Origin of the sequence: Caballeronia ptereochthonis, from assembly GCF_001545075.1 — a bacterium.
In the GTDB taxonomy this organism is placed as follows: Bacteria; Pseudomonadota; Gammaproteobacteria; order Burkholderiales; family Burkholderiaceae; genus Caballeronia; species Caballeronia ptereochthonis.
Genome location: NZ_FCOB02000015.1, coordinates 47,347 through 68,904 on the forward strand (window position 1 = coordinate 47,347; position 21,558 = coordinate 68,904).

Genomic DNA, 21,558 nt, shown 5'->3' on the forward strand with positions numbered 1-21,558 from the left:
ACCGTTCCAGTCCGCTTGCCCTATGCGTTTCGACCTCGAGTTGCCCTCGCAGCCCAGCGCTTCGCATCGCGTCGCGGTGCTGCTGATCAATCTCGGCACGCCGGACGCGCCCACGCCGCGGGCGGTGCGTAAATATCTGGCGCAATTCCTGTCGGATCCGCGCGTCGTCGAAATTCCCTCGTTGGCCTGGCAAGTGATTCTGCGCGGGTTGATTCTGCCGTTGCGCGGGCGCGCGTCGGCGAAGAAATACACGCAGGTGTGGCTGCCCGAAGGCTCGCCGCTGCGCGTCTTCACGGAAAAGCAGGTCGAGGGCCTGCGGCGGCTCTTCGCGGCGAACGACTACCACGTGATCGTCGACTACGCGATGCGCTACGGCGCGCCCGGCATCGGCGCGATGCTCAATCAGCTGAAGCTGGAAGGCGCCGAGCGCATCCTGCTTCTGCCGATGTATCCGCAGTACTCGTCGTCCACCACGGCCACCGCTTTCGACGAGGCTTTTGCTGCGCTGAAGCGCGTGCGCAATCAGCCGGAAATCCGCACGATTCGCCATTACGCCGATCATCCGGCGTACATTGCCGCGCTCGCGGAGCAGGTGCGCGACTACTGGCGCCATCACGGCCAGCCGGATTTCGCCGCCGGCGACAAGCTCGTCCTGAGCTTTCACGGCGTGCCGAAGCGCACGATGGATCTCGGCGACCCGTATCACGATCAGTGCCAGTTGACGGGCTCGCTGCTCGCCGCGGCGCTCGGGCTCAGTCCGGTGGAATGCCGCGTGACGTTCCAGTCGCGTTTCGGCCGCGCGGAATGGCTTCAGCCGTACACGGCGCCGACGGTCGCGGAACTGGGCGCGGGCGGCGTCGCGCGCGTGGACGTGTTCTGTCCCGGCTTCACGGCGGATTGCCTGGAAACCATCGAGGAAATCGGCATCGAAGTGCGCGACGAATTTCTGAAGGCCGGCGGCAAGCATTTTCACCGGATTCCCTGCCTGAACGCCTCGCCGGCGTGGATCAAGGCGATCGGCGAAATCGCGGCGCAGCATCTGCAGGGCTGGCCGGTGCAGACCGTTCAGCCGCTCACGGCGGTGGCCTGACTCCGGCTTCGACAGGCATTCACTGATGAACTATAAAATTTCGACGGAACCCGGCGCGCGTTTGCGCATCGATAAATGGCTGTGGGCGGCGCGCTTCTTCAAGACGCGTTCGCTCGCGAGCGATGCGGTGGAGAAGGGGCGCGTGAAGATCGGCGGCGCAAACGTTAAGCCGTCGAAGGACGTGCGTATCGGCGACATCGTCGAGATCGATATCGAGCGGCTCGTATGGCAGGTCGAGGTGCTGGGCATGTGCGACGTGCGCGGCCCGGCGACGGTCGCGCAGACGCTCTATGCCGAAACCGAGGAAGGGCGCGCGAAGCGCCTCGCCGAAACCGAGCGCCGCAGAACGTTCCGCGAGCCCGCGGCCGGCTTGCAGGGCAGGCCGACCAAGCGGGACCGGCGCGTCATCGACAAACTTTCTGGCCCGGATTGAAGAAGTGTTCCATGGTCGCGTGAACGCCGCCGTACTCGGTGTTACGGTCGGTCACGGCGCCGGACATGCAGATGGTGGTCGTTCCCGCGACGAGTACCAGGGCGACCACCGCGATAGCAAAGGTCAGTTTCATGGTACCCCCGAAGAGCGGGTTGCCCGGTCAGGAAGCGGCCGGTTCAGGAAACGGGCAAGGGCTGAAAGCGGATTGAAGCATTCGTAGGATTAGGGTAAACGTGCGTCCTACCATGCATGATCGAAGTGTAGGCGACTCAGGGCTTTCCCTCAATCTGAATTTGCGCGATGCGGCGAAACGCGCATTACCGATCGTTTCATCCCTCGCAGAACGTTGAAATAAGTCCGAAAAATCCGCCCGGAAGGCTTGAAAATGCCTTCGACGCCCCAATTTCCGCCGCTAGTGCGAAAAACGCGACCCATCACGACCGGTTGGCCGCTTTCGCATCCGATTCAACTCACAGCAATACATTCAGCGACATGGAAAACACGCAAGAGAATTCAGCGAGCCAGAACCCGACGCCCGCCGACGAAAACGCGCGCCAGGCCGCCGATCCTGCTCAGCCCGCCGCAGCCGAAGCCGCTCAGCCAGACGCGGCTGTCGCGCAGCAGGCCGTGCCGAACGCGACGGAAACGGCGCTCGCCGAGGCTCAGGCCACGATCGCCGCGCTCAAGGAAGACTTCCTGCGGGCCAAGGCGGAAACCGAGAACGTGCGTCGCCGCAGCCAGGAAGACGTGTCGAAGGCGCATAAATTCGCCATCGAGAATTTTGCGGAGAACCTGCTGCCGGTGCTCGACAGCCTCGAAGCCGCGCTTGCCGACCAGTCGTCGGATCTGACCAAGGTGCGCGAAGGCGTCGAACTGACGCTCAAGCAATTGACCGGCGCGCTCGAGAAGGGCCGCGTCATCGCGCTGAACCCGGTCGGCGAGAAATTCGATCCGCATCGCCATCAGGCCATTTCGATGGTGCCGGCCGATCAGGAGCCGAACACGGTCGTCACGGTGCTGCAAAAGGGTTACGTGATCGCCGACCGCGTGCTGCGTCCGGCGCTCGTCACCGTCGCCGCGCCGAAGTAAGGCGCGCCGAAGCGATCATGGCCAGCGCCCCCGTCGATTCGACCGCTTTCGCCGTCTTCGACATGCGGGAGCTCGACGAGGCGGGTTTCGACGCCGGCCTCGCGTCGGCGGGCGACGAACTGGCCGTGGTCTTCTTTTGGGGCCACGATTGCTTCAACTGCGAGATCGCGAAGAAAGCGATGCTCGCGAAACCCGACGAAATCCGCGCGCTCGGCCTGAAGTGGTTCCACGGCAATGTTTATGAGCATCGCGAACTGGGCCGCCGCTTCATGCTGCATGGCGTGCCGACTTGGTTTTTCTTTCACCGGGGCAAGCGCCTCGGCCGGGCGACCGGCTGGCACGGCCTCGCGCAGTTCGAAGCGGCAGTCAGGGCAGCACGGGAGAAGATCGACGCGGTGCAAAAAAAGTTATAGACCGCATCGCTTTCAGGGTCTTGAAATCGAAACTGACGCTCTTATCTTGCGTACAGGTATGAATTTTGGGCGTTCGGCCCGGTAAATCGGCGGCAAAAGCCGGCATGAGGCGATACACCGCCGCCGCCGCAACGCCACTGCGATCAAAGCTAGGAGAGTATAAAAAATGGGCAAAATCATCGGCATCGACCTCGGCACCACGAATTCGTGCGTGGCGCTGATGGAAGGTAACCAGGTCAAGGTCATCGAGAACTCGGAAGGCGCGCGCACCACGCCGTCGATCATCGCGTATCTCGACGACAACGAAATCCTCGTCGGCGCGCCCGCAAAGCGTCAGTCGGTCACCAACCCGAAGAACACGCTGTATGCGGTCAAGCGCCTGATCGGCCGCCGCTTCGACGAGAAGGAAGTGCAGAAGGACATCAACCTGATGCCCTACAAGATCGTCAAGCACGACAACGGCGATGCATGGGTCGAGGCGCACGGCAAGAACCTCGCGCCGTCGCAGGTTTCCGCCGAAGTTCTGCGCAAGATGAAGAAGACCGCTGAGGACTACCTCGGCGAGCCGGTGACGGAAGCCGTCATCACGGTTCCGGCGTATTTCAACGACAGCCAGCGTCAGGCAACCAAGGACGCGGGTCGCATCGCCGGGCTGGAAGTGAAGCGCATCATCAACGAGCCGACGGCAGCCGCGCTCGCGTTCGGTCTCGACAAGGCCGAAAAGGGCGACCGCAAGATCGCGGTGTTCGACCTGGGCGGCGGCACGTTCGACATCTCGATCATCGAGATTGCCGACGTGGACGGCGAAAAGCAGTTCGAAGTGCTCTCGACCAACGGCGACACGTTCCTCGGCGGTGAAGACTTCGACCAGCGCATCATCGATTACATCATCGGCGAGTTCAAGAAGGAGCAGGGCGTCGATCTGTCGAAGGACGTGCTCGCGCTGCAGCGCCTGAAGGAAGCCGCTGAAAAGGCGAAGATCGAACTGTCGTCGACGGCGCAGACCGACATCAACCTGCCGTACATCACGGCGGACGCGTCGGGTCCGAAGCACCTGAACCTCAAGTTCACCCGCGCGAAGCTCGAAGCGCTCGTCGAAGAGCTGATCGAGCGCACGATCGAACCGTGCCGCATCGCGATCAAGGATGCGGGCGTGAAGGTCGGCGACATCGACGACGTGATTCTCGTCGGCGGCATGACCCGCATGCCGAAGGTGCAGGAAAAGGTGAAGGAGTTCTTCGGCAAGGATCCGCGCCGTGACGTGAACCCGGACGAAGCCGTGGCGGTTGGCGCCGCGATTCAGGGCCAGGTTCTGTCGGGCGACCGCAAGGACGTTCTGCTGCTCGACGTGACGCCTCTGTCGCTCGGCATCGAGACGCTCGGCGGCGTGATGACGAAGATGATCAACAAGAACACGACGATCCCGACGAAGCACGCCCAAGTGTATTCGACGGCGGACGACAACCAGGGCGCCGTGACCATTAAGGTGTTCCAGGGCGAGCGTGAAATGGCCGCGGGCAACAAGCTGCTCGGCGAGTTCAACCTCGAAGGCATTCCGCCCGCACCGCGCGGCGTGCCGCAGATCGAAGTGACCTTCGACATCGACGCGAACGGCATTCTGCACGTCGGCGCGAAGGACAAGGCGACGGGCAAGGAAAACAAGATCACCATCAAGGCGAACTCGGGCCTGACGGACGCCGAAATCGACAAGATGGTGAAGGACGCCGAAGCCAACGCCGAGGAAGATCACAAGCTGCGCGAGCTGGCCGACGCCCGCAATCAGGGCGATGCGCTGGTCCACAGCACGAAGAAGGCTGTTGCCGAATACGGCGACAAGGTGGAAGCTGCCGAGAAGGAAAAGATCGAAGCGGCATTGAAGGACCTCGAAGACGCGCTGAAGGACAACGCGAGCGACAAGGCCACGATCGAAGCGAAGGTCGAGGCGCTGGCTCAGGCTTCGCAGAAGCTGGGCGAGAAGATGTACGCCGACATGCAGGCGCAGCAAGGCGCCGCGGGCGCGGCTGCCGGTGCAGCAGGCGCGGGCGCTTCGGCGGATACGGGCGCGAGCCAGCAGCACGACGATGTCGTCGACGCCGACTTCAAGGAAGTGAAGAAGGACTAAGCCGCAAGGGCGCGTGGATGAAAATGTCCCGCGCCCGCGGTCTTTTCGCAGCGATGTGAAAAGCACCGGACGCGTTTAGCGTCTGACGTGGAACGCGCCTGGCGAGTCGTATGGCTCTCCGGGCACGTTGTTTTTTAGAGGCGCATGGTTCGAAGCGATCATTCGGGCCAGGTGTCAGAGGTTTACGCGCGGGTCGCAGGACCCGGAGCATCTCAGAGGAACCGTCGCGGATAAGCGCGGCGGCATCGAACCGATATGGCGAAACGGGATTACTACGACGTTCTGGGCGTCGCGAAAAACGCGAGCGACGACGAGATCAAGAAGGCGTATCGCAAGCTCGCGATGAAGTATCACCCTGACCGCAATCCGGACAACAAGAAGGCGGAAGAGAATTTCAAGGAGGCGAAGGAAGCCTACGAAATGCTCTCCGACCAGCAGAAGCGTGCCGCGTACGATCAGTACGGCCATGCGGGCGTCGACCCGAACATGGCGGGCGCGGGCGCGCAGGGCTTCGGCGGTTTCGCCGATGCCTTCGGCGACATCTTCGGCGACATCTTCGGACAGGCGGCGGGCGGCGCTGCTCGCGGCGGCCGCGGCGGCCCGCAGGTGTATCGCGGCGCGGACTTGCGCTATAGCATGGAAATCACGCTGGAGCAGGCGGCGCACGGCTACGACACGCAGATCCGCGTGCCGAGCTGGGTCAACTGCAACGTCTGTCACGGCTCGGGCGCGAAGCCGGGCACCAAGCCCGAGACTTGCCCGACCTGTCATGGTCAGGGCCAGGTGCGCATGTCGCAGGGCTTCTTCAGTATCCAGCAGACGTGCCCGAAGTGTCACGGCAGCGGCAGCTACATTCCGGATCCGTGCGCGAACTGCCACGGCGCGGGCAAGGTAAAAGAGACGAAGACGCTGGAAGTGAAGATTCCGGCGGGCATCGACGACGGCATGCGCATCCGCTCGGCAGGCAACGGCGAACCGGGCATCAACGGCGGGCCGAACGGCGACCTGTATGTGGAAATCCACATCAAGCAGCACTCGGTGTTCGAGCGCGACGGCGACGACCTGCATTGCCAGATGCCGATTCCGTTCACGACGGCGGCATTGGGCGGCGAGATCGAAGTGCCGACGCTCGCGGGCCGCGCGAGCTTCACGGTGCCGGAAGGCACGCAGTCGGGCAAGACGTTCCGTCTGCGCGGCAAGGGCATCAAGGGCTTGCGTTCGAGCATCGCCGGCGATCTCTACGTGCACGTGCAGGTGGAAACGCCGATCAAGCTCACCGAGCAGCAGCGCGATCTGCTGCGGCAGTTCGAGAAATCGCTGGTTGAAGGCGGCGCGCGGCATAGTCCGCAAAGCAAGAGCTGGTTCGACCGCGTGAAGAGCTTTTTCGACTGATGCGCTCGACGCAGTGCGAGCACGACCATGAAGACTGAAGAGCGCGGCGCGGTGTTCGCGCTGCTCGACGATTGCGACGCGACCGCCGAAAGGCGGTCGAGTCGTTTGTACACCGACTTTGCGCACGAACGCGTGTGCGTGGAGGGTCACGCGCTCGATGCGGTGTGCGGCGAGATCGAGCGCGATCTGCAGAGCGGGCTGCATGCGGTCGTCGTCGCGGATTACGAGTTCGGGCGCAACCTGCAGTTCGGCAGGATCGGGCGCGGTGATGATCGTGCGCTGCGCGTGCTCATGTTCCGTGAGTGCGCGCATTTTTCGCGCGACGAGGCGAGCGCGTGGCTGGCGTCGCAGGATTCCGGCAGCGACCTGCCTTCGACGGCAGGCGTCGCGGGCATCGCGCCGAGCGTCACGCGCGCCGAGTTCGACACCGCCATCGCGGCCGTGCAGGATGCGCTGTGCGAAGGCGAGTCGTATCAGATCAACTACACGTATCGGCTCGACTTCGATGTGTTCGGCGCGCCGGCCGCGCTCTATCGGCGCTTGCGCGAGCGGCAGGCCGTGCACTACGGCGCCTTCATCGCGCTGCCGGATGGCCGGTTCGTCGTGTCGTGCTCGCCGGAACTGTTCGTCGAAAAGCACGGCGATCTCTTGCGCGCGCGGCCGATGAAAGGCACCGCACCGCGCGACACCGACCCCGAAGCATTGCGCCTCGACCCGAAGAATCGCGCTGAAAACGTGATGATCGTCGACTTGCTGCGCAACGACATGTCGCGCGTGGCGGTCACGGGCTCGGTGAACGTGCCGGCGCTGTTCTCCGTCGAGCCCTACGCGTCGGTCTGGCAGATGACGTCGACCATCGAGGCGCGCGTCATTCCCGGCACGTCGTTCGCCGGCATCGTGCGCGCGCTGTTTCCGTGCGGCTCGATCACCGGCGCGCCCAAGTACCGCACGATGCAGTTGATCGACGAAATCGAGAGCACGCCGCGCGGCCTCTACACCGGCGCGATCGGCTGGCTCGATGCGAGCGGCGACTTCTGTCTGTCGGTCGCGATTCGCACGCTCGTCGTCGATGCGGCGGAAAAGCGCGGCGTGCTCGGCATCGGCGCGGGCATCGTGCTCGACAGCGTCGCCGCCGACGAATACGAGGAGTGTCTGTTGAAAGCGCGCTTTCTGACCGGTGCCGACCCGGGTTTCGAACTCTTCGAGACGACCCATGCGACGCGCGGCGAAGGCGTTCGCCACTACGCGCGTCATGTCGCGCGGCTGAAGGGAAGCGCCGCCTATTTCGGCTTCGCATTCGACGAGAACGCGCTCGACGCCCAAGTTGCGCGGCACTGCGCGGGATTCGAGGCGGGCAAGCCGTATCGCCTGCGCATCGCGCTGGACAAGAGCGGGCGCATCGCGGTGACGAGCGCGCCGCTTGGCGCCTTGCCATCGGACACGGTGGACGTGTTGCTCGCTTCCGATCGCGGCTTCGCGCCGCAATCATCCGCGGACTCGCTCCTGCGCCACAAGACGACGCGCCGCGCCGACTACGATCGCGCGTGGAAAGCCGCCGAAGCCGAAGGTGCGTTCGACATGTTGTTCAGCAACGAACGCGGCGAGCTGACCGAAGGCGGCCGTTCGAGCGTCTTCGTGCAGCTCGACGGCAAGTGGTGGACGCCGCCGGTCGACGCGGGCGTGCTGCCGGGCGTCATGCGCGCGGTGCTGATCGAAGAGCTGGGCGCCGCCGAACGCACGCTCACGATGCGCGACCTGGAACGCGCCGAAGGTCTGCTCATCAGCAACGCGCTGCGCGGCGCGGTAAAGGCAAATCTGAAACGCTGACTGCGCGCCCACGCGACGCGCAGTCGGCGCAAGACGATCACCACTCGGCGACGCTGCCGTCCGCGTGACGCCACACCGGATTGCGCCAGCGGTGGCCGACCTTGGTCATCTCGCGCACCTTCTCCTCGTTCACCTCGATACCCAGGCCCGGCCCTTGCGGGATCGACACCATGCCGTCTTCATACTTGAAGACTTCCGGATTCCTGATGTAATCGAGCAGGTCGTTGCCCTGGTTGTAGTGGATGCCGAGGCTCTGCTCCTGGATGAACGCGTTGTAGCTCACGGCATCGATCTGCAGGCAGGTCGCGAGCGCGATCGGCCCGAGCGGGCAGTGCAGCGCGAGCGCGACATCGTAGGCTTCGGCCATCGTCGCGATCTTGCGGCATTCGGTGATTCCGCCCGCATGCGACGCGTCCGGCTGAATGATGTCGACGTAACCGCCCGCGAGGATGTGCTTGAAGTCCCAGCGCGAATAGAGCCGCTCGCCGAGCGCGATCGGCGTGCTCGTCTGGTTGACGATATCGCGCAGCGCCTCGACGTTCTCCGAGAGCACCGGCTCCTCGATGAACATCAGCTTGTACGGATCGAGCTCCCTGGCGAGCACCTTCGCCATCGGCTTGTGCACGCGGCCGTGAAAGTCCACGCCGATGCCCACGTTCGGCCCGACCGCCTCGCGCACCGCGCGCACGTTGTCGATCACGCCTTGCACCTTGTCGAAGGTATCGATGATCTGCAGCTCTTCCGAGCCGTTCATCTTCACGGCCTTGAAGCCGCGCTCGACCACGGCGCGCGCATTGTTCGCGACATCGCTCGGCCGGTCGCCGCCGATCCACGAATAGACCTTGATCTTGTCGCGCACCTGGCCGCCGAGCAGCGCGTGCACCGGCACGCCGTGATGCTTGCCGAGAATGTCCCACAGCGCCTGATCGACGCCCGCGATCGCGCTCATGCCGATCGGACCGCCGCGATAGAAGCCTGAGCGATACATCACTTGCCAAAGGTCTTCGATATGGCGCGGGTCCTTGCCGATCAGATAGTCCGACAGCTCGTCGACGGCGGCCGCCACCGTGTGGGCGCGGCCTTCGACGACCGGCTCGCCCCAGCCGGTAATGCCCTCGTCGGTTTCGATCTTGAGAAAGCACCAGCGCGGCGGAACGATGAAGGTCTCGAGTTTCGTGATTTTCATGAAGCGTCTCCTTGTCGACCAGTGTTCTGGTCCCATGCAAAGCCGAGGGTTCACATGGTAGCAAAATCCGGCTCTCTGAGCATATTAATAGTATTATTGGAATGAGAATCCGGGCTTACGAAACATCAGGTGAATACCGGATAATCTTGCCCAAATCTGCAAGGAGACCACCATTCACCGGGATCTGCATGGCCGCGTGGCGCACGAACTGGGCATGGGGATTCTGCGAGGCGACTTTCAGCCTGGCTCGTCCTTGCCGCGCGAAGCGGAGTTGATGGAGCGCTTCGAAGTGAGCAGGACGGTGCTTCGGGAGGCGCTGCGCACGCTCACGTCGAAGGGGCTGATCGAGTCGCGTCCGAAGGTCGGCACGCGTGTGCGCGCCAGGCAAGCGTGGAACCTGCTCGACGCCGACATGCTCGACTGGTACTCGCGCGTCGCGCCGCCGCTGCAATTCGCGCTCAAGCTTCAGGAGATGCGCGAGATGATCGAGCCATACGCGGCCGCGCTCGCCGCGGGCAATCACGAGGAACGCACCCGCGAGCGTCTCGCGCGCGCCCATCAGGCGATGGCCGACGCGCAGAACGTCGACGAATGGGTGCGCGCCGACCTCGACTTTCATCTCTGCGTGCTCGCCGCATGCAGCAACGAACTGCTGATTCCGCTCGGCGCGCTGATCGAGCGCACGCTCGAAGGCCAGTTGCGCCTGAACGCGAAGCGGGCGGAGGTCTACAACGCGTCGCTCGCGGAGCACACGGCCGTGTTCGATGCGATCATCGCGCGCGATGCCACTGCCGCGCGCCGCGCGATGGCCGACCTGCTCGGCGTGACGCGCGGGCGCATCGAAGAATGACGCGCGTCTTAACGCGTCACAGCGCGTTGAGGGGAATCTTCAGATAGGTCGTGCCGTTGCGGGCGGCCTCGGGAAACCGGCCCGCGCGAATGTTGACCTGAATCGCGGGCAAGATGAGCGTCGGCATGCCGAGCGTCGCGTCGCGCGCTTCGCGCATCGCGACGAATTCGTCCTCGGTCTTGCCGCCGCCGACATGAATGTTGTGCTCGCGCTGCTCGCGCACCGTGGTTTCGCACCGCGGGGCGCGCGTTTCGGGCGGATAGTCGTGGCAGACGAAAAGCCGCGTGTCGGGATCGAGCGCGAGCAGCCGCTGAATCGAGCGATACAGCGTGCGCGCGTTGCCGCCCGGAAAGTCGCAGCGCGCCGTGCCGACGTCCGGCAGAAAGAGCGTGTCGCCGACGAACACCGCATCGCCGATGTGATACGCCATGTCCGCCGGCGTGTGGCCCGGCACGTAGAGCGCCGACGCCTCGATCTCGCCGATCATGAAACGCTCGCCGTCGCTGAACAGATGATCGAACTGCGAGCCGTCGAGCTGAAACTCCGGCTCGAGATCGAAGATCTTCTTGAACACGCCCTGCACGGTGCGAATCGATTCACCGATGCCGATCTTTCCGCCGAGCGTGCGCTTCAGATACGGCGCCGCCGAGAGATGGTCGGCGTGCGCGTGCGTCTCCAAAATCCATGCGACGGTGAGCCGCTGCTCGCGCACGAACGCGACGACCGCGTCGGCGGAGCGCGTCGAGGTGCGCGCGGCTTTCGGATCGAAGTCGAGCACGGGATCGATGATGGCTGTCGCCGAACCGGCCTTTTCGTAGACGACATAGGTCATCGTGCCGGTGTTGATATCGAAGAAAGCCTGAATGATCGGTTGCACGCTGGTTTCCCCCGGCTGCGGTGCGGCTGGTTGTCTCGTGTCGGCCTCTGGTCTCGTCGCCCGCATGTCGAAGTCAGCACATGTTCGGGCCGCATGCGCTGGCCCGATCGGGCGTTTTTGTCCTGATCGAGATAAAGTGTAACCCTTTGTGGCGGCCGCAAACGCGTCGATCGTCACCTCACCGAAAGCCTGATCGAGGGTTCTGAATGCCGCACGTCCCGACTTCGCTCGCGTCGTCCTGGGGCGCGTGGGCCGTCTTCGTCAGCGTCCTTGCGACGCAGCTCGGCGTGCCGGTCCCCGCCGCGCCGATGCTGATTCTCGCCGGCACGCTGGTCGCCGCCGGCAACGCGCCGTTCTGGCAGATGCTCGCGGCCGCGGTGCTCGCCGTGCTGATCGCCGATTCATTGTGGTTCGCCGCGGGCCGCCTTTACGGCCGGCGCTTCCTCAATTCGCTGGTGCGCTTCTCGCTGTCGATCGATTCGACGCTGCGCACCGCGCGCCGCTGGTTCGAGCGCTTCGGCGTGCCGCTGCTCGCGCTGTCGAAGTTCGTGCCGGGGCTCGGCCTCGTGTCGGCGCCGCTGCTCGGCACCACGCAGATCGAGGTGCGCGTGTTCGTGCTGTGGGACCTGATCGGCGCGACGGCATGGGCGAGTTTCTGGATGCTCGGCGGCGCGGTGCTGCAGGAGCAGATCGGGCGGCTCATCGTGCTGGTGCGCGCGAACGGCACGACGGTGATCGATATTCTCGTCATGGTCGCGCTCGGCTTTCTGCTGTATCGATGGATCCGGCGCGTGCAGTTCCGCCAGTGGCTCGAGAAATATCACATCACGCCGGACCAGCTCGACGCGATGATGCGCTCCGACACGCCACCTGTGATCTACGACGCGCGTCCGCCGGAAACCAGGCGCCGCGAGCCGTATCGCATCGCGGGTGCGATCGCGCTGGATCTCGATTCGCCGGATCGCGTCGATCAGTTGTATTCGGAGCACGAAGTGGTCGTGTACTGCGTCTGTCCGAACGAGGCGACCGCGAAGACCATCGCGAAGCAGTTGCGCGCGAAGGGGTTCAGGCATGTGCGGCCGCTGAAGGGCGGGCTCGACGCATGGGAGAAGCACGGCTATCCGGTCGAGGCCATTCCGCCGGAGCACCTGCACGCGCCGCCCGATCACGACGACATGGATCACGACATGGTGACGATCCGCGCGACCGCGCCGGAGTGAGCTACGACTTGCGCGCCGGCCGGTTCACCAGCGCGATGCCCGCAAGCACCATCGCGGCGGCCGTCATGAAGCGCACGTTGAAGTGCTCGCCGAGCAGCAGCACGCCGAAGATGACGCCGAAGATCGGCGTGAGAAACGAAAACACGGAAAGGCGCGACGCCATGTAGCGCGTGAGCAGCCAGAACCACGTCAGATAGCTGACGAACGCGACGACGATCGCCTGATACGCGAGGCTCGCGATCGCGAGCGGCGACACGGCTTCGACGTGCGTCTGCCCGATGCCCGCCGCGAGCGCCAGCAGCAACACCGCCGACACCGCCAGCTGATAGAACAGCGTCTTGCTCGCGCTCGCATGTGCCAGCGACGATGCACGCACGACGACTGTCGTCGCGGCCCAGAAGAGACCCGCCATGATGCCGAGCGCATCGCCCGCGGTGCCTTGCCAGGTCGATGCGCTGTTCGGATCGCCGTGCAGGAAGCCGTCGGCGAAGGCGAGCGCCATGCCGCAGAACGCCAGCACGATGCCGCACCACTGCGTGCGCGACAGCCGCTCGCCGGCGACGAACCAGTGCAGGCCGAGCGCGGTGAAGCAGGGCGCGGTGTAGAGGAACACGGCCATGCGCGTCGCGGTGGTGAGACTCAGGCCGAAAAAGATGCAGACGAATTCGCCGCCGAACAGCAGGCCCGCGAGCAATCCGGCGGGCAGGGTGTCGTCGCGCTGAAACAGCGGCACGCCGCGCGTGCGCGTCCAGATCCAAACGAGAAACGTCGCGATCAGCGAGCGGATGCCGGCTTGCAGCATCGGCGGGATCGATGCGTTCGCTTCCTTGATGGCGACTTGCTGAAAACCCCACGCGCCGCACAACGCGATCATCACGATGATGGCGGTGGCGTCCGGGGCGCGGCGCAAGGCGAGGGAGGGCGTGCTCATCGGCTGGCTCGTAGACGTGGCGGGACATGGCCGTGCGGGAACCCACATCGGCCATGCACCGATTTGGAGCGTCGATTGTGCCAGCGAACGGGCCGCGACAGTGAAAGGCCGGGTCGCGCCCGTGGAAATGCGGAGGCCGGCGCGCCGCGACGATCATGCGGCGCGCGAGATCATGCGTGAATCAGGCGTGCTTTTCGATGAGTTCGACCTTGTAGCCGTCCGGATCCTCGACGAACGCGATCACGGTCGTGCCGCCCTTCACGGGACCGGCTTCGCGCGTGACCTTGCCGCCTGCCTGGCGGATACGCTCGCACGCTTCCGCCACATTGTCGACTTCGAGCGCGATATGGCCGTACGCCGTGCCCATCTCGTACTTCTCGACGCCCCAGTTGTAGGTCAGCTCGAGCACGCTGTTCTCGCTTTCGGGACCGTAGCCGACGAAGGCGAGCGTGTACTTGTACTCGGTGTTTTCGCTTTGACGCAGCACTTTCATGCCGAGAATGCGCGTGTAGAAATCGATGGAACGCTGCAGGTCGCCGACGCGCAGCATCGTGTGAAGGAGTCGCATGGTGGGGTTCCTGTTATGTGGATGCGATGAGGACAGACGTGCGCCCGCGCGGCGCCGAAGGCCGCTTCGGGCGTGTCCGGAAATTGTACCGTCGGCGATTCCTGCGCGCTGACGACGCCTCAAAGCGCCGGCAGCAAGTCCGGCGGATGGTGCTTCAACGTATGCCGCGCCTCGCGGAACTCGGGGAAGATCGATTCGACCGTCTGCCAGAAACGCGGGCTATGGTTCATCTCGCGCAGATGCGCGAGCTCGTGCGCGACCACGTAATCGATGATCGACATCGGGAAATGAATGAGCCGCCAGTTGAGGCGGATCTTGCCGTCGCTGGAGCAACTGCCCCAGCGTGTCGCCGCCGACGAAAGCGCGTACGCGCGATACTCGACGCCGAGCTTCGCCGCATAGACCGCGAGCCGCTCGCCGAAGATGCGTTTCGCCTCGCTCTGCAGCCAGCCCTGCACGCGATCCTTGATCTGCTGGGTATCGGCGAGCGCGGGCAGCGCGAGCGAGAGGACATTGGTTTCGTCATCGAAGGACAACGTGCTCGCCGCTGAGCCGAGCGACACGCTGATCGTCTTGCCGAGATACGGAAACTGCGCGCCGTCCTTCCACTCGATGCGCGGCAGCGCGCGCTGCTCGACGCGCGTCTGCCATTCGGTGAGCTTCTTGACGATCCAGTTCTGCTTGTCGAGGATCGCGCTCTCGATGTCCGCGATCGTCACCCAGCGCGGCGCGGTGATCGCAAGCCCGGTGCCGTCGATGCAAAAGCCGATCGTGCGTCGCGACGAGCGCTTGAGCCGATACTCGAGCGCGCCCGCCTTGAGCAGGATGCGGCGCAGGCGCACGCCGTCGGGCAGCGGCGTCGGCGGCGCGGCGGGCGTGAGGATCGGAACGGGATCGGCGTTCGGGATGTCGCCGCGCAACGGAGCCGGCCCGTTCGCGGGCGGCGTGCCGGAGTAGGCGGGTGCATGCTCGAACGGAAGATCGAGCTGCAGGGTATCGAGCGCGACGGCGGGACGCTGCCGCGATGGGGGCTTCTGCATCGGTTCGGCTTTGCGCTCACGGCGCAGCAATGACGAGAAGAACGAATAAGGCACGCCGCAGCTCGATATGAATGGGCTGCCGCTTCAGCGGCCCGCGCCCGCGGCGCCGGCTTCGCCCGGCTGCGCGTACGGCGCGGTGTAGGCGTGCGGATCGATGCGGCGCATTTCCGTTTCGATCCAGCTTTCGACGCGCGTGTTCACTTCCTCGGGCGTGAGGCCGGCGGTATCGATCGGTTGCCCGATCGACACCGTGACTATACCCGGATATTTGATGAAGGAATTGCGCGGCCAGACGTGACCCGCGTTATGCGCGATCGGCACGACCGGCGCGCCCGTCGCCACCGCGAAGCGCGCGCCGCCCGTCTTGTACTTGCCCTGGCTGCCCACGCGCGTGCGCGTACCTTCGGGAAACATGATGACCCATGCGCCTTCGTCCATGCGCGCGCGGCCCTGACGCGTGACGGATACGAACGCGTCGCGCCCCTGCTTGCGGTCGATGTGCACCATCTTGAGGAGCCCGAGCGCCCAGCCGAAGAACGGCACATAGAGCAGTTCGCGCTTGAAGACATAGCAGAGCGGGCGCGGCATCAGCGCGGGGAACGCGAGCGTCTCCCAGGCGGACTGATGCTTCGACAGCAGCACGGCGGGACCATTCGGCAGGTTCTCCATGCCTTCGATCCTGTATCGAATGCCGATCAGATGCCGCAGCACGACGATCGTCGACTTGCACCAGCCCGCCGCCATCCAGTAGCGCCTGTCGGCGCGCATGAACGGAAACGCGATGAAGCACGCGATCGCGTATGGCACCGTATACACGATGAAGTAGATCATCAACAGCAACGAACGGATGAAGCGCATGGAGGTCAGTAATGCCGGGCGACGGCGTGAAGGCGGGTCAGTCTTGATGCCGCGCGAGGAAGTCGAGTGCGAACGCGCGCAGGTCTTTATGAACGACGGTGCCTTTGGGCAGGTTGCCTTCCTTCAGCGTCTTTTCGCCCTTGCCCGTGAGCACGAGATGCACCGGAAAGCCGAGCGCCTCGCCCGCCTGCAGATCGCGCAGCGAATCGCCGACGACTGGCGTGTCCTCGGGATCGATCTCGAAGCGATCGATGATCTGCTGCAACATGCCGGGCTTGGGCTTTCTGCAGTCGCACTGATCCTCGGCGGTATGCGGGCAGAAGAACACCGCGTCGATGCGCCCGCCGACGGCCGCGGCCGCGCGATTCATCTTCTGATGCATCGCGTTGAGCGCGGCCATGTCGAACAGGCCGCGCCCGATGCCCGACTGGTTCGATGCGATCGCCACGCGATAGCCCGCCTGATTCAGGCGCGCGATCGCTTCGAGGCTGCCGGGAATGGCGACCCATTCGTCCGGCGACTTGATGAACGCATCGGAGTCGACGTTGATGACGCCGTCGCGATCGAGGATGACCAGTTTTCGGTTCATGACCATGGGCGGCACTCTATGCGGCGAGCTTCGAAATATCCGCGACGCAGTTCATCTGCTGATGCAGCGCGTTGAGCAGCGCGAGGCGGTTGTTGCGGAGCGCCGGGTCTTCCGCGTTGACCATCACGTCGTTGAAGAACGTATCGACGCTCTCGCGCAACTGGGCGAGCGCCGTCAGCGCTTCCGTGTAGTTGCGCGCGGCGAGCCGGCTCTGCACGCGCGGCGTCACTTGTTCGATCTGCGCGTAGAGATCCTTCTCCGCCGCTTCGACGAGCCGTTCCTTGCTCACCGAAGAAGGCGCGCCCTGTTCCGACTTCTTGAGGATGTTCGAGATGCGCTTGTTGGCCGCCGCGAGCGATGCCGCTTCCGGGAGCGACGCGAATTCACGCACGGCGTCGAGGCGCGCGACGATATCGTCGAGGCGCGTCGGGTTCAGGCTCAGCACCGCTTCGATATCGTTGGCTTCGAAGCCGCGCTCGCGCAGCAGGCCGCGCAGGCGGTCCATGAAGAAGGCGTACACCGCTTCGGTCGAATCCGCGACTTGCGGCATGCCCGCGAACTGGCGCTGCGCGGCTACGACGAGCTCACGCAGGTCGATCGGCAGCTTCTTTTCCAGCAGGATGCGCAGCACGCCGAGCGCATGACGGCGCAGCGCGAACGGATCCTTTTCGCCGGTGGGAGCCAGGCCGATGCCCCAGATGCCGACGATCGTCTCCAGCTTGTCCGCCAGCGCGACCGCGCAGCCGACGCCGGTCGAGGGCGTTTCGTCGCCGGAAAAGCGCGGCTGATAATGCTCCGAGCACGCGAGCGCCACTTCCTCGGGCTCGCCGTCGTGACGCGCGTAGTACGTGCCCATCGTGCCTTGCAGCTCGGGGAACTCGCCGACCATGTCGGTCAGGAGGTCGGCTTTCGCGAGACGCGCGGCGCGGCGCGTCAGTGCGGCATCGACGCCGACCATCGGCGCGAGCTCGCCCGCGAGCGCCTCGAGACGCTCGACGCGCTGCAATGTCGAGCCGAGCTTGTTGTGATAGACGACGTTCGCGAGGCGCGGCACGAGGTCTTCCAGACGCTTCTTCTTGTCCTGCGTGAAGAAGAACTTCGCGTCGGCGAGACGCGGGCGCACGACGCGCTCGTTGCCTTCGATGATCTCGCCCGGCGTCTTGGTATCGATGTTCGAGACGATCAGGAAGCGCGAGCGCAGCTTGCCGTTCTGATCCGTGAGCGCGAAGTACTTCTGGTTGGTCTGCATCGTGAGGATCAGGCATTCCTGCGGCACTTGCAGGAACTCCTCGTCGAAGCGGCATTCGTAGACGACCGGCCATTCGACCAGCGCGTTCACTTCGTCGAGCAGCGCCTCGGGCATCACGACGCGGTCTTCACCCGCGAATGCCTGAAGCTGCGTGCGGATCGATTCGCGGCGATCGTCGAAGCTGGCGACGACGTGGCCCTTGCGGCGCAGCGTATCGGCGTAGTCATCGGCGCCCGGAATCGCGACGAAGCCTTCCGACATGAAGCGATGGCCGACGGTCGTATCGCCCGAATCGACGCCGAGCGCGGTCGCCGGCACGACGTTCCGGCCGTGCATCGCGATCAGGCGCTGCACCGGACGCACGAACTGCACGCTGGTGCCGTCCGGACGCTGATACGTCATGACCTTCGGAATCGGCAGCTTGCCGAGGGTTTCGTCGAGCGCGGCCTGCAGGCCTTCGGCGAGCGTCGCGCCCGGCGCCGCATAGCGCAGGAAGAACGCTTCGGCCTTGCCGTCCTGCGCGCGTTCGAGCTCGGCGAGCGGAAAGTCCGGGAAGCCCAGCGCCGCGAGTTTCTTCGCGAGCGGCGGCGTGGGATTGCCGTTGGCATCGAGCGCCACCGACACCGGCAGCACTTTCTCGCGCACCTGCTTTTCCGGTGCGACATCGCGCACGTTCTTCACGAGCACGGCCAAGCGGCGCGGCGTCGCGTATTTCTCGAATTCGGGCTTGCCGTCGATCAGGTCGCGCGCGGCGAGCCGCTCCACGATGCCTTCGGCGAAAGCGGTGCCGAGACGCGCGAGCGCTTTCGGCGGAAGTTCTTCGGTCAGCAGCTCGACGAGCAGAGAAGCGTTGTTGGATTGCGTCATTGTTCTGTCGAGCCTCATCAAACCTGTTCGTTGTTTCCAGTCGGTGCGCTTTCCACCTTGAGCGGCGGCGCCCATGCGGGCCGGGCGGCTTCCTCCTGATCGGTGATGAGATCGTGATCTCTCTTCACGGGATCGCCGAGCATCGGGAAACCGAGCGCTTCGCGCGAATCGTAGTAAGCCTGCGCGACGAGACGCGACAACGCGCGGATGCGGCCGATGTACGCCGCGCGCTCCGTCACGGAAATGGCGCCGCGCGCATCGAGCAGGTTGAACGTGTGGCCGGCCTTCAGCACGAGTTCATACGCGGGAAGCGCGAGCTTCGCGTCGATCATCTTCTTCGCTTCTTCCTCGTAGCTCTTGAAGAACGTGAAGAGCAGATCGACGTTCGCGTGCTCGAAGTTGTAAGTGGACTGCTCGACTTCGTTCTGGTGATACACGTCGCCGTACGTGAGGCGGCGCAATTCCTTGCCGTTCGGACCGTCTTCTTCCCACTCGGTCCAGATGAGGTCGTACACGTTCTCGACCTTCTGCAGATACATCGCGAGACGTTCGAGACCGTAGGTGATTTCGCCGAGCACGGGCTTGCAGTCGATGCCGCCCGCCTGCTGGAAATACGTGAACTGCGTCACTTCCATGCCGTTGAGCCACACTTCCCAGCCGAGGCCCCACGCGCCGAGCGTCGGATTCTCCCAGTCGTCCTCGACGAAGCGCACGTCGTTCTGCTTCAGGTCGAAGCCGAGCGCTTCGAGCGAGCCGAGGTACAGATCGAGGATGTTTTCCGGCGCGGGCTTCAGCACGACCTGATACTGATAGTAGTGCTGCAGACGATTCGGGTTCTCGCCGTAGCGGCCGTCCTTCGGGCGGCGCGACGGTTGAACGTAGGCCGCGCGCCACGGCTCGGGGCCGATCGCGCGCAGGAACGTGTGGACGTGCGAGGTGCCCGCGCCGACTTCCATGTCGATCGGCTGGAGCAGCGCGCAGCCCTTCTCGTTCCAGTAGGACTGCAGCGTCAGAATGATTTGCTGGAAAGTGAGCATGATTGCCTTGTGCGGGGCGCGGCCATCGTCGTTGACGACGCGACTCCGGGAGTCGGCCGAAGCGCTAAAACCTTGAATTTTAGCCGAATGAAGGGGCGGATGCCGTTTTTTGGCTGGCGCGTGTCCGCGGCCGGGGCGCGCCGGCCGCGCTGCATTGCGCGGCGCGGCTTCGTTTCACCCGGCGTTCAGCGCGCGCCCGAGCGTTTCCGGTTCGGCGCGAACGCAAACCCGAACGCGAGCAGGATCAGCGATACGGCAATGACCGTCACGTTGCCGCTCGTCACATACGGCGTGCGGCCCGAGGTGCCTTGCACGGTCGCTTCGAGGACGCCGGTGGTGAACGTCGGCAGCCTGGACACGACATCGCCGTTGGCCGCGATCACGGCCGTCATGCCGGTGTTGGTCGAGCGCAGCATCGGCCGGCCGGTTTCGATCGATCGCATGCGCGCGATCTGAAGGTGCTGATCGAGCGCGATCGTATTGCCGAACCACGCGAGATTGGTCGAGTTGACGAGAATGCCCGCGGGCGTCTCCTGTTCTCGGATCGTGCGCGCGATCTCTTCGCCGAAGATGTCCTCGTAGCAGATATCGACGGCGATCGGCTGGTTGTGCACGAAGAACGCCTTCTGCGCGATCGGCCCGCGCGCGAGATCGCCGAGCGGAATGCCCATCATCCGCACGAACCAGTGAAAGCCGAGCGGCACGAATTCGCCGAAGGGCACGAGGTGATGCTTGTCGTAGCGATAGACGCCGTTCACGTGCGGCGTGACGCCGAAGAGGCTGTTGGTGTAGTCGGTCGCGCGTCCGTCCCGGAGAATCGTGACGCCGATCGCGCCGAAGAGGATCGACGAGCCGGTGTCGTCCGCGAAGCGGCGGATCGCCACGGCGAAGTCCTGCGGGATCTGCACCGACAGCACGGGCAGCGCGGTTTCCGGCGTGACGATCAGATCGGCGGGCTTCTCGGTGATGAGCTGCCTGTAGAGCGCGAGCGATTCGTCGACGCCCGCCTGCTCGAACTTCATCTCCTGCTTCACGTTGCCTTGCAGAAGACGCACGAAGAGCGGCGCGTTGGCGGGCGTCGTCCATTGCACGAGCGACAGCAGCATGCCCGCGACGATCAGCGCGATCGCCACTGCGGCCGGGATCAGCGCACGCGCGCCACGGTTCGCGTGCCGGCAGTGATAAGCCGCCTGCACGATGAGCGCGGCCACGAGCGCGAGCACCCACGCGACGCCGTACACGCCGACGATCGAACCGAAGCCCTTGAGCGGGCCGTCGACCTGCGCGTAGCCGCTCGCGAGCCACGGAAAGCCCGTGAACACGAGGCCGCGCAGCCATTCGCCGAGCGCCCAGGCGCTCGCAAAGGCGAACGCGCCGTGCCACGTCGGCGCATAGGGCGGTGCGGCTTCGATGTCTCGCGTGGTGGCGGCGTCTTCGTCGCCGAATCGGGCGCGCCCCGCGACGAACGACCAGACCACGCTCGACAACGCCGGATACAGGGCGAGATACAGCGAGAACAATGCCACGGCGGCCGCGGCGAGCGGCGCGGCCATGCCGCCATAGACATGCATGCTCACGTACAGCCACCACACGCCGGTCACGAAGTTGCCGAAGCCGAACGCCCAGCCGGTCATGGCGGCGCTGCGCCAGCCGCTGGTGCGCGAGAGCCACGCGAAGAACAGCGCGAAGATGACGAGCTCGATCCATCCGCCGTGCGGCGTCGGCGCGAAGGAAAGCGTGTTCACCGCGCCGAGCACGGCGGCGACGAGGTAATGCCAGAAGGGCAACGCGCGCGGCGACTCGGACGCCACGGGAACCGTGGAGGTCACGGACGAATTGCGCCGCCGGGAAAAAATGCGAAACGATGAATCGGCCATTGATGACGGTCGAAATGAAACGGAAGCGGGCGAACGGATGATG

At 64.8% G+C, this 21,558-nt stretch carries 20 protein-coding genes; 9 read left to right on the plus strand and 11 right to left on the minus strand.

Features of this window, described 5'->3' with window-relative positions; genetic code table 11:
* Positions 1–22: 22 nt before the first annotated feature.
* Together hemH and AWB83_RS17030 are read left to right on the plus strand one after the other, a co-directional pair.
* Positions 23–1,090: a ferrochelatase gene (hemH, locus tag AWB83_RS17025; RefSeq protein ID WP_087046762.1), complete on the plus strand. Its 1,068-nt coding sequence runs from the start codon at positions 23–25 to the stop codon at positions 1,088–1,090.
* A 25-nt stretch (positions 1,091–1,115) separates the two neighbouring features.
* Positions 1,116–1,523, plus strand: a complete 408-nt coding sequence (locus AWB83_RS17030; RefSeq protein ID WP_087046764.1) for an Hsp15 family ribosome-associated heat shock protein — start codon at positions 1,116–1,118, stop codon at positions 1,521–1,523.
* Here AWB83_RS17030 and AWB83_RS36815 read toward each other — a convergent pair.
* Positions 1,495–1,656 (minus strand): hypothetical protein, encoded by a 162-nt coding sequence (locus tag AWB83_RS36815; RefSeq protein WP_167389124.1) that lies wholly within the window; start codon positions 1,654–1,656, stop codon positions 1,495–1,497. The genes AWB83_RS17030 and AWB83_RS36815 overlap by 29 nt on opposite strands.
* Before the next feature lie 359 nt (positions 1,657–2,015).
* Here AWB83_RS36815 and grpE point away from each other — a divergent pair, with 359 nt between their 5' ends.
* The 5 genes from grpE to pabB all read left to right on the plus strand — a co-directional run bounded on the left by grpE (position 2,016) and on the right by pabB (position 8,366).
* Entirely contained in the window at positions 2,016–2,612 is a 597-nt protein-coding gene (gene grpE / locus AWB83_RS17035) for a nucleotide exchange factor GrpE (protein WP_087046765.1), read from the plus strand.
* Positions 2,613–2,629: 17 nt separating this feature from the next.
* The gene (locus AWB83_RS17040; protein ID WP_087046767.1) at positions 2,630–3,025 is read left to right on the plus strand and encodes a thioredoxin family protein; all 396 of its coding nucleotides are present in this window, start codon (positions 2,630–2,632) and stop codon (positions 3,023–3,025) included.
* Between the two features lie 166 nt (positions 3,026–3,191).
* Positions 3,192–5,147 carry a molecular chaperone DnaK gene (dnaK, locus tag AWB83_RS17045; protein WP_087046769.1) on the plus strand — a complete coding sequence of 652 codons (1,956 nt, stop codon included), beginning with the start codon at positions 3,192–3,194 and terminating at the stop codon, positions 5,145–5,147.
* Between the two features lie 255 nt (positions 5,148–5,402).
* Positions 5,403–6,539 (plus strand): molecular chaperone DnaJ, encoded by a 1,137-nt coding sequence (gene dnaJ / locus AWB83_RS17050; RefSeq protein WP_087046770.1) that lies wholly within the window; start codon positions 5,403–5,405, stop codon positions 6,537–6,539.
* Positions 6,540–6,566: 27 nt separating this feature from the next.
* The gene (gene pabB, locus AWB83_RS17055) at positions 6,567–8,366 is read left to right on the plus strand and encodes an aminodeoxychorismate synthase component I (RefSeq protein ID WP_087046772.1); all 1,800 of its coding nucleotides are present in this window, start codon (positions 6,567–6,569) and stop codon (positions 8,364–8,366) included.
* Between the two features lie 37 nt (positions 8,367–8,403).
* Here the strand turns inward: pabB and dgoD are convergent, their stop codons facing one another.
* The gene (gene dgoD / locus AWB83_RS17060; protein WP_087046773.1) at positions 8,404–9,552 is read right to left on the minus strand and encodes a galactonate dehydratase; all 1,149 of its coding nucleotides are present in this window, start codon (positions 9,550–9,552) and stop codon (positions 8,404–8,406) included.
* A 214-nt stretch (positions 9,553–9,766) separates the two neighbouring features.
* Here dgoD and AWB83_RS17065 point away from each other — a divergent pair, with 214 nt between their 5' ends.
* Entirely contained in the window at positions 9,767–10,402 is a 636-nt protein-coding gene (locus tag AWB83_RS17065) for a FadR/GntR family transcriptional regulator (RefSeq protein ID WP_244197773.1), read from the plus strand.
* A gap of 16 nt (positions 10,403–10,418) precedes the next feature.
* Here AWB83_RS17065 and AWB83_RS17070 read toward each other — a convergent pair whose 3' ends face one another.
* Positions 10,419–11,279 carry an MBL fold metallo-hydrolase gene (locus tag AWB83_RS17070; RefSeq protein WP_087046776.1) on the minus strand — a complete coding sequence of 287 codons (861 nt, stop codon included), beginning with the start codon at positions 11,277–11,279 and terminating at the stop codon, positions 10,419–10,421.
* Positions 11,280–11,485: 206 nt separating this feature from the next.
* Here AWB83_RS17070 and AWB83_RS17075 point away from each other — a divergent pair, with 206 nt between their 5' ends.
* Complete coding sequence (locus AWB83_RS17075; RefSeq protein WP_087046778.1) at positions 11,486–12,499, plus strand: DedA family protein/thiosulfate sulfurtransferase GlpE; 1,014 nt, start codon at positions 11,486–11,488, stop codon at positions 12,497–12,499.
* Between the two features lies 1 nt (position 12,500).
* Here AWB83_RS17075 and AWB83_RS17080 read toward each other — a convergent pair whose 3' ends face one another.
* The 8 genes from AWB83_RS17080 to lnt all read right to left on the minus strand — a co-directional run bounded on the left by AWB83_RS17080 (position 12,501) and on the right by lnt (position 21,515).
* Positions 12,501–13,430, minus strand: a complete 930-nt coding sequence (locus AWB83_RS17080; RefSeq protein WP_087046780.1) for a DMT family transporter — start codon at positions 13,428–13,430, stop codon at positions 12,501–12,503.
* Between the two features lie 181 nt (positions 13,431–13,611).
* On the minus strand, positions 13,612–13,998 hold the full coding sequence (gloA, locus tag AWB83_RS17085; protein WP_096059376.1) for a lactoylglutathione lyase: 387 nt from the start codon (positions 13,996–13,998) through the stop codon (positions 13,612–13,614).
* Positions 13,999–14,117: 119 nt separating this feature from the next.
* Positions 14,118–15,038, minus strand: coding sequence for a M48 family metallopeptidase (locus tag AWB83_RS17090; RefSeq protein ID WP_087046901.1), 921 nt, complete (start codon positions 15,036–15,038; stop codon positions 14,118–14,120).
* 84 nt (positions 15,039–15,122) lie between these two features.
* A complete protein-coding gene (locus tag AWB83_RS17095; protein WP_087046781.1) occupies positions 15,123–15,896 on the minus strand; it encodes a lysophospholipid acyltransferase family protein in 774 nt (257 codons plus the stop codon).
* A gap of 37 nt (positions 15,897–15,933) precedes the next feature.
* The gene (gene gmhB, locus AWB83_RS17100; RefSeq protein ID WP_087046782.1) at positions 15,934–16,491 is read right to left on the minus strand and encodes a D-glycero-beta-D-manno-heptose 1,7-bisphosphate 7-phosphatase; all 558 of its coding nucleotides are present in this window, start codon (positions 16,489–16,491) and stop codon (positions 15,934–15,936) included.
* 10 nt (positions 16,492–16,501) lie between these two features.
* Complete coding sequence (gene glyS, locus AWB83_RS17105) at positions 16,502–18,601, minus strand: glycine--tRNA ligase subunit beta (RefSeq protein ID WP_087046784.1); 2,100 nt, start codon at positions 18,599–18,601, stop codon at positions 16,502–16,504.
* Positions 18,602–18,618: 17 nt separating this feature from the next.
* A complete protein-coding gene (glyQ, locus tag AWB83_RS17110; protein ID WP_087046786.1) occupies positions 18,619–19,638 on the minus strand; it encodes a glycine--tRNA ligase subunit alpha in 1,020 nt (339 codons plus the stop codon).
* A gap of 185 nt (positions 19,639–19,823) precedes the next feature.
* A complete protein-coding gene (lnt, locus tag AWB83_RS17115) occupies positions 19,824–21,515 on the minus strand; it encodes an apolipoprotein N-acyltransferase (RefSeq protein ID WP_096059377.1) in 1,692 nt (563 codons plus the stop codon).
* Positions 21,516–21,558: the final 43 nt, after the last annotated feature.

What these genes read in the sequence shown, in the direction of transcription:
- pabB (WP_087046772.1), top strand. Translation starts at nt 6,567, where the DNA reads ATGAAGACTGAAGAGCGCGGCGCGGTGTTCGCGCTGCTCGACGATTGC.
- AWB83_RS17040 (WP_087046767.1), top strand. Translation starts at nt 2,630, where the DNA reads ATGGCCAGCGCCCCCGTCGATTCGACCGCTTTCGCCGTCTTCGACATG.
- AWB83_RS17030 (WP_087046764.1), top strand. Translation starts at nt 1,116, where the DNA reads ATGAACTATAAAATTTCGACGGAACCCGGCGCGCGTTTGCGCATCGAT.
- lnt (WP_096059377.1), bottom strand. Translation starts at nt 21,515, where the DNA reads ATGGCCGATTCATCGTTTCGCATTTTTTCCCGGCGGCGCAATTCGTCC.
- glyS (WP_087046784.1), bottom strand. Translation starts at nt 18,601, where the DNA reads ATGACGCAATCCAACAACGCTTCTCTGCTCGTCGAGCTGCTGACCGAA.
- dnaJ (WP_087046770.1), top strand. Translation starts at nt 5,403, where the DNA reads ATGGCGAAACGGGATTACTACGACGTTCTGGGCGTCGCGAAAAACGCG.
- AWB83_RS17075 (WP_087046778.1), top strand. Translation starts at nt 11,486, where the DNA reads ATGCCGCACGTCCCGACTTCGCTCGCGTCGTCCTGGGGCGCGTGGGCC.
- hemH (WP_087046762.1), top strand. Translation starts at nt 23, where the DNA reads ATGCGTTTCGACCTCGAGTTGCCCTCGCAGCCCAGCGCTTCGCATCGC.
- dnaK (WP_087046769.1), top strand. Translation starts at nt 3,192, where the DNA reads ATGGGCAAAATCATCGGCATCGACCTCGGCACCACGAATTCGTGCGTG.
- gmhB (WP_087046782.1), bottom strand. Translation starts at nt 16,491, where the DNA reads ATGGTCATGAACCGAAAACTGGTCATCCTCGATCGCGACGGCGTCATC.
- AWB83_RS17090 (WP_087046901.1), bottom strand. Translation starts at nt 15,038, where the DNA reads ATGCAGAAGCCCCCATCGCGGCAGCGTCCCGCCGTCGCGCTCGATACC.
- AWB83_RS17095 (WP_087046781.1), bottom strand. Translation starts at nt 15,896, where the DNA reads ATGCGCTTCATCCGTTCGTTGCTGTTGATGATCTACTTCATCGTGTAT.
- dgoD (WP_087046773.1), bottom strand. Translation starts at nt 9,552, where the DNA reads ATGAAAATCACGAAACTCGAGACCTTCATCGTTCCGCCGCGCTGGTGC.
- glyQ (WP_087046786.1), bottom strand. Translation starts at nt 19,638, where the DNA reads ATGCTCACTTTCCAGCAAATCATTCTGACGCTGCAGTCCTACTGGAAC.
- AWB83_RS17065 (WP_244197773.1), top strand. Translation starts at nt 9,767, where the DNA reads ATGGGGATTCTGCGAGGCGACTTTCAGCCTGGCTCGTCCTTGCCGCGC.
- AWB83_RS36815 (WP_167389124.1), bottom strand. Translation starts at nt 1,656, where the DNA reads ATGAAACTGACCTTTGCTATCGCGGTGGTCGCCCTGGTACTCGTCGCG.
- grpE (WP_087046765.1), top strand. Translation starts at nt 2,016, where the DNA reads ATGGAAAACACGCAAGAGAATTCAGCGAGCCAGAACCCGACGCCCGCC.
- AWB83_RS17080 (WP_087046780.1), bottom strand. Translation starts at nt 13,430, where the DNA reads ATGAGCACGCCCTCCCTCGCCTTGCGCCGCGCCCCGGACGCCACCGCC.
- gloA (WP_096059376.1), bottom strand. Translation starts at nt 13,998, where the DNA reads ATGCGACTCCTTCACACGATGCTGCGCGTCGGCGACCTGCAGCGTTCC.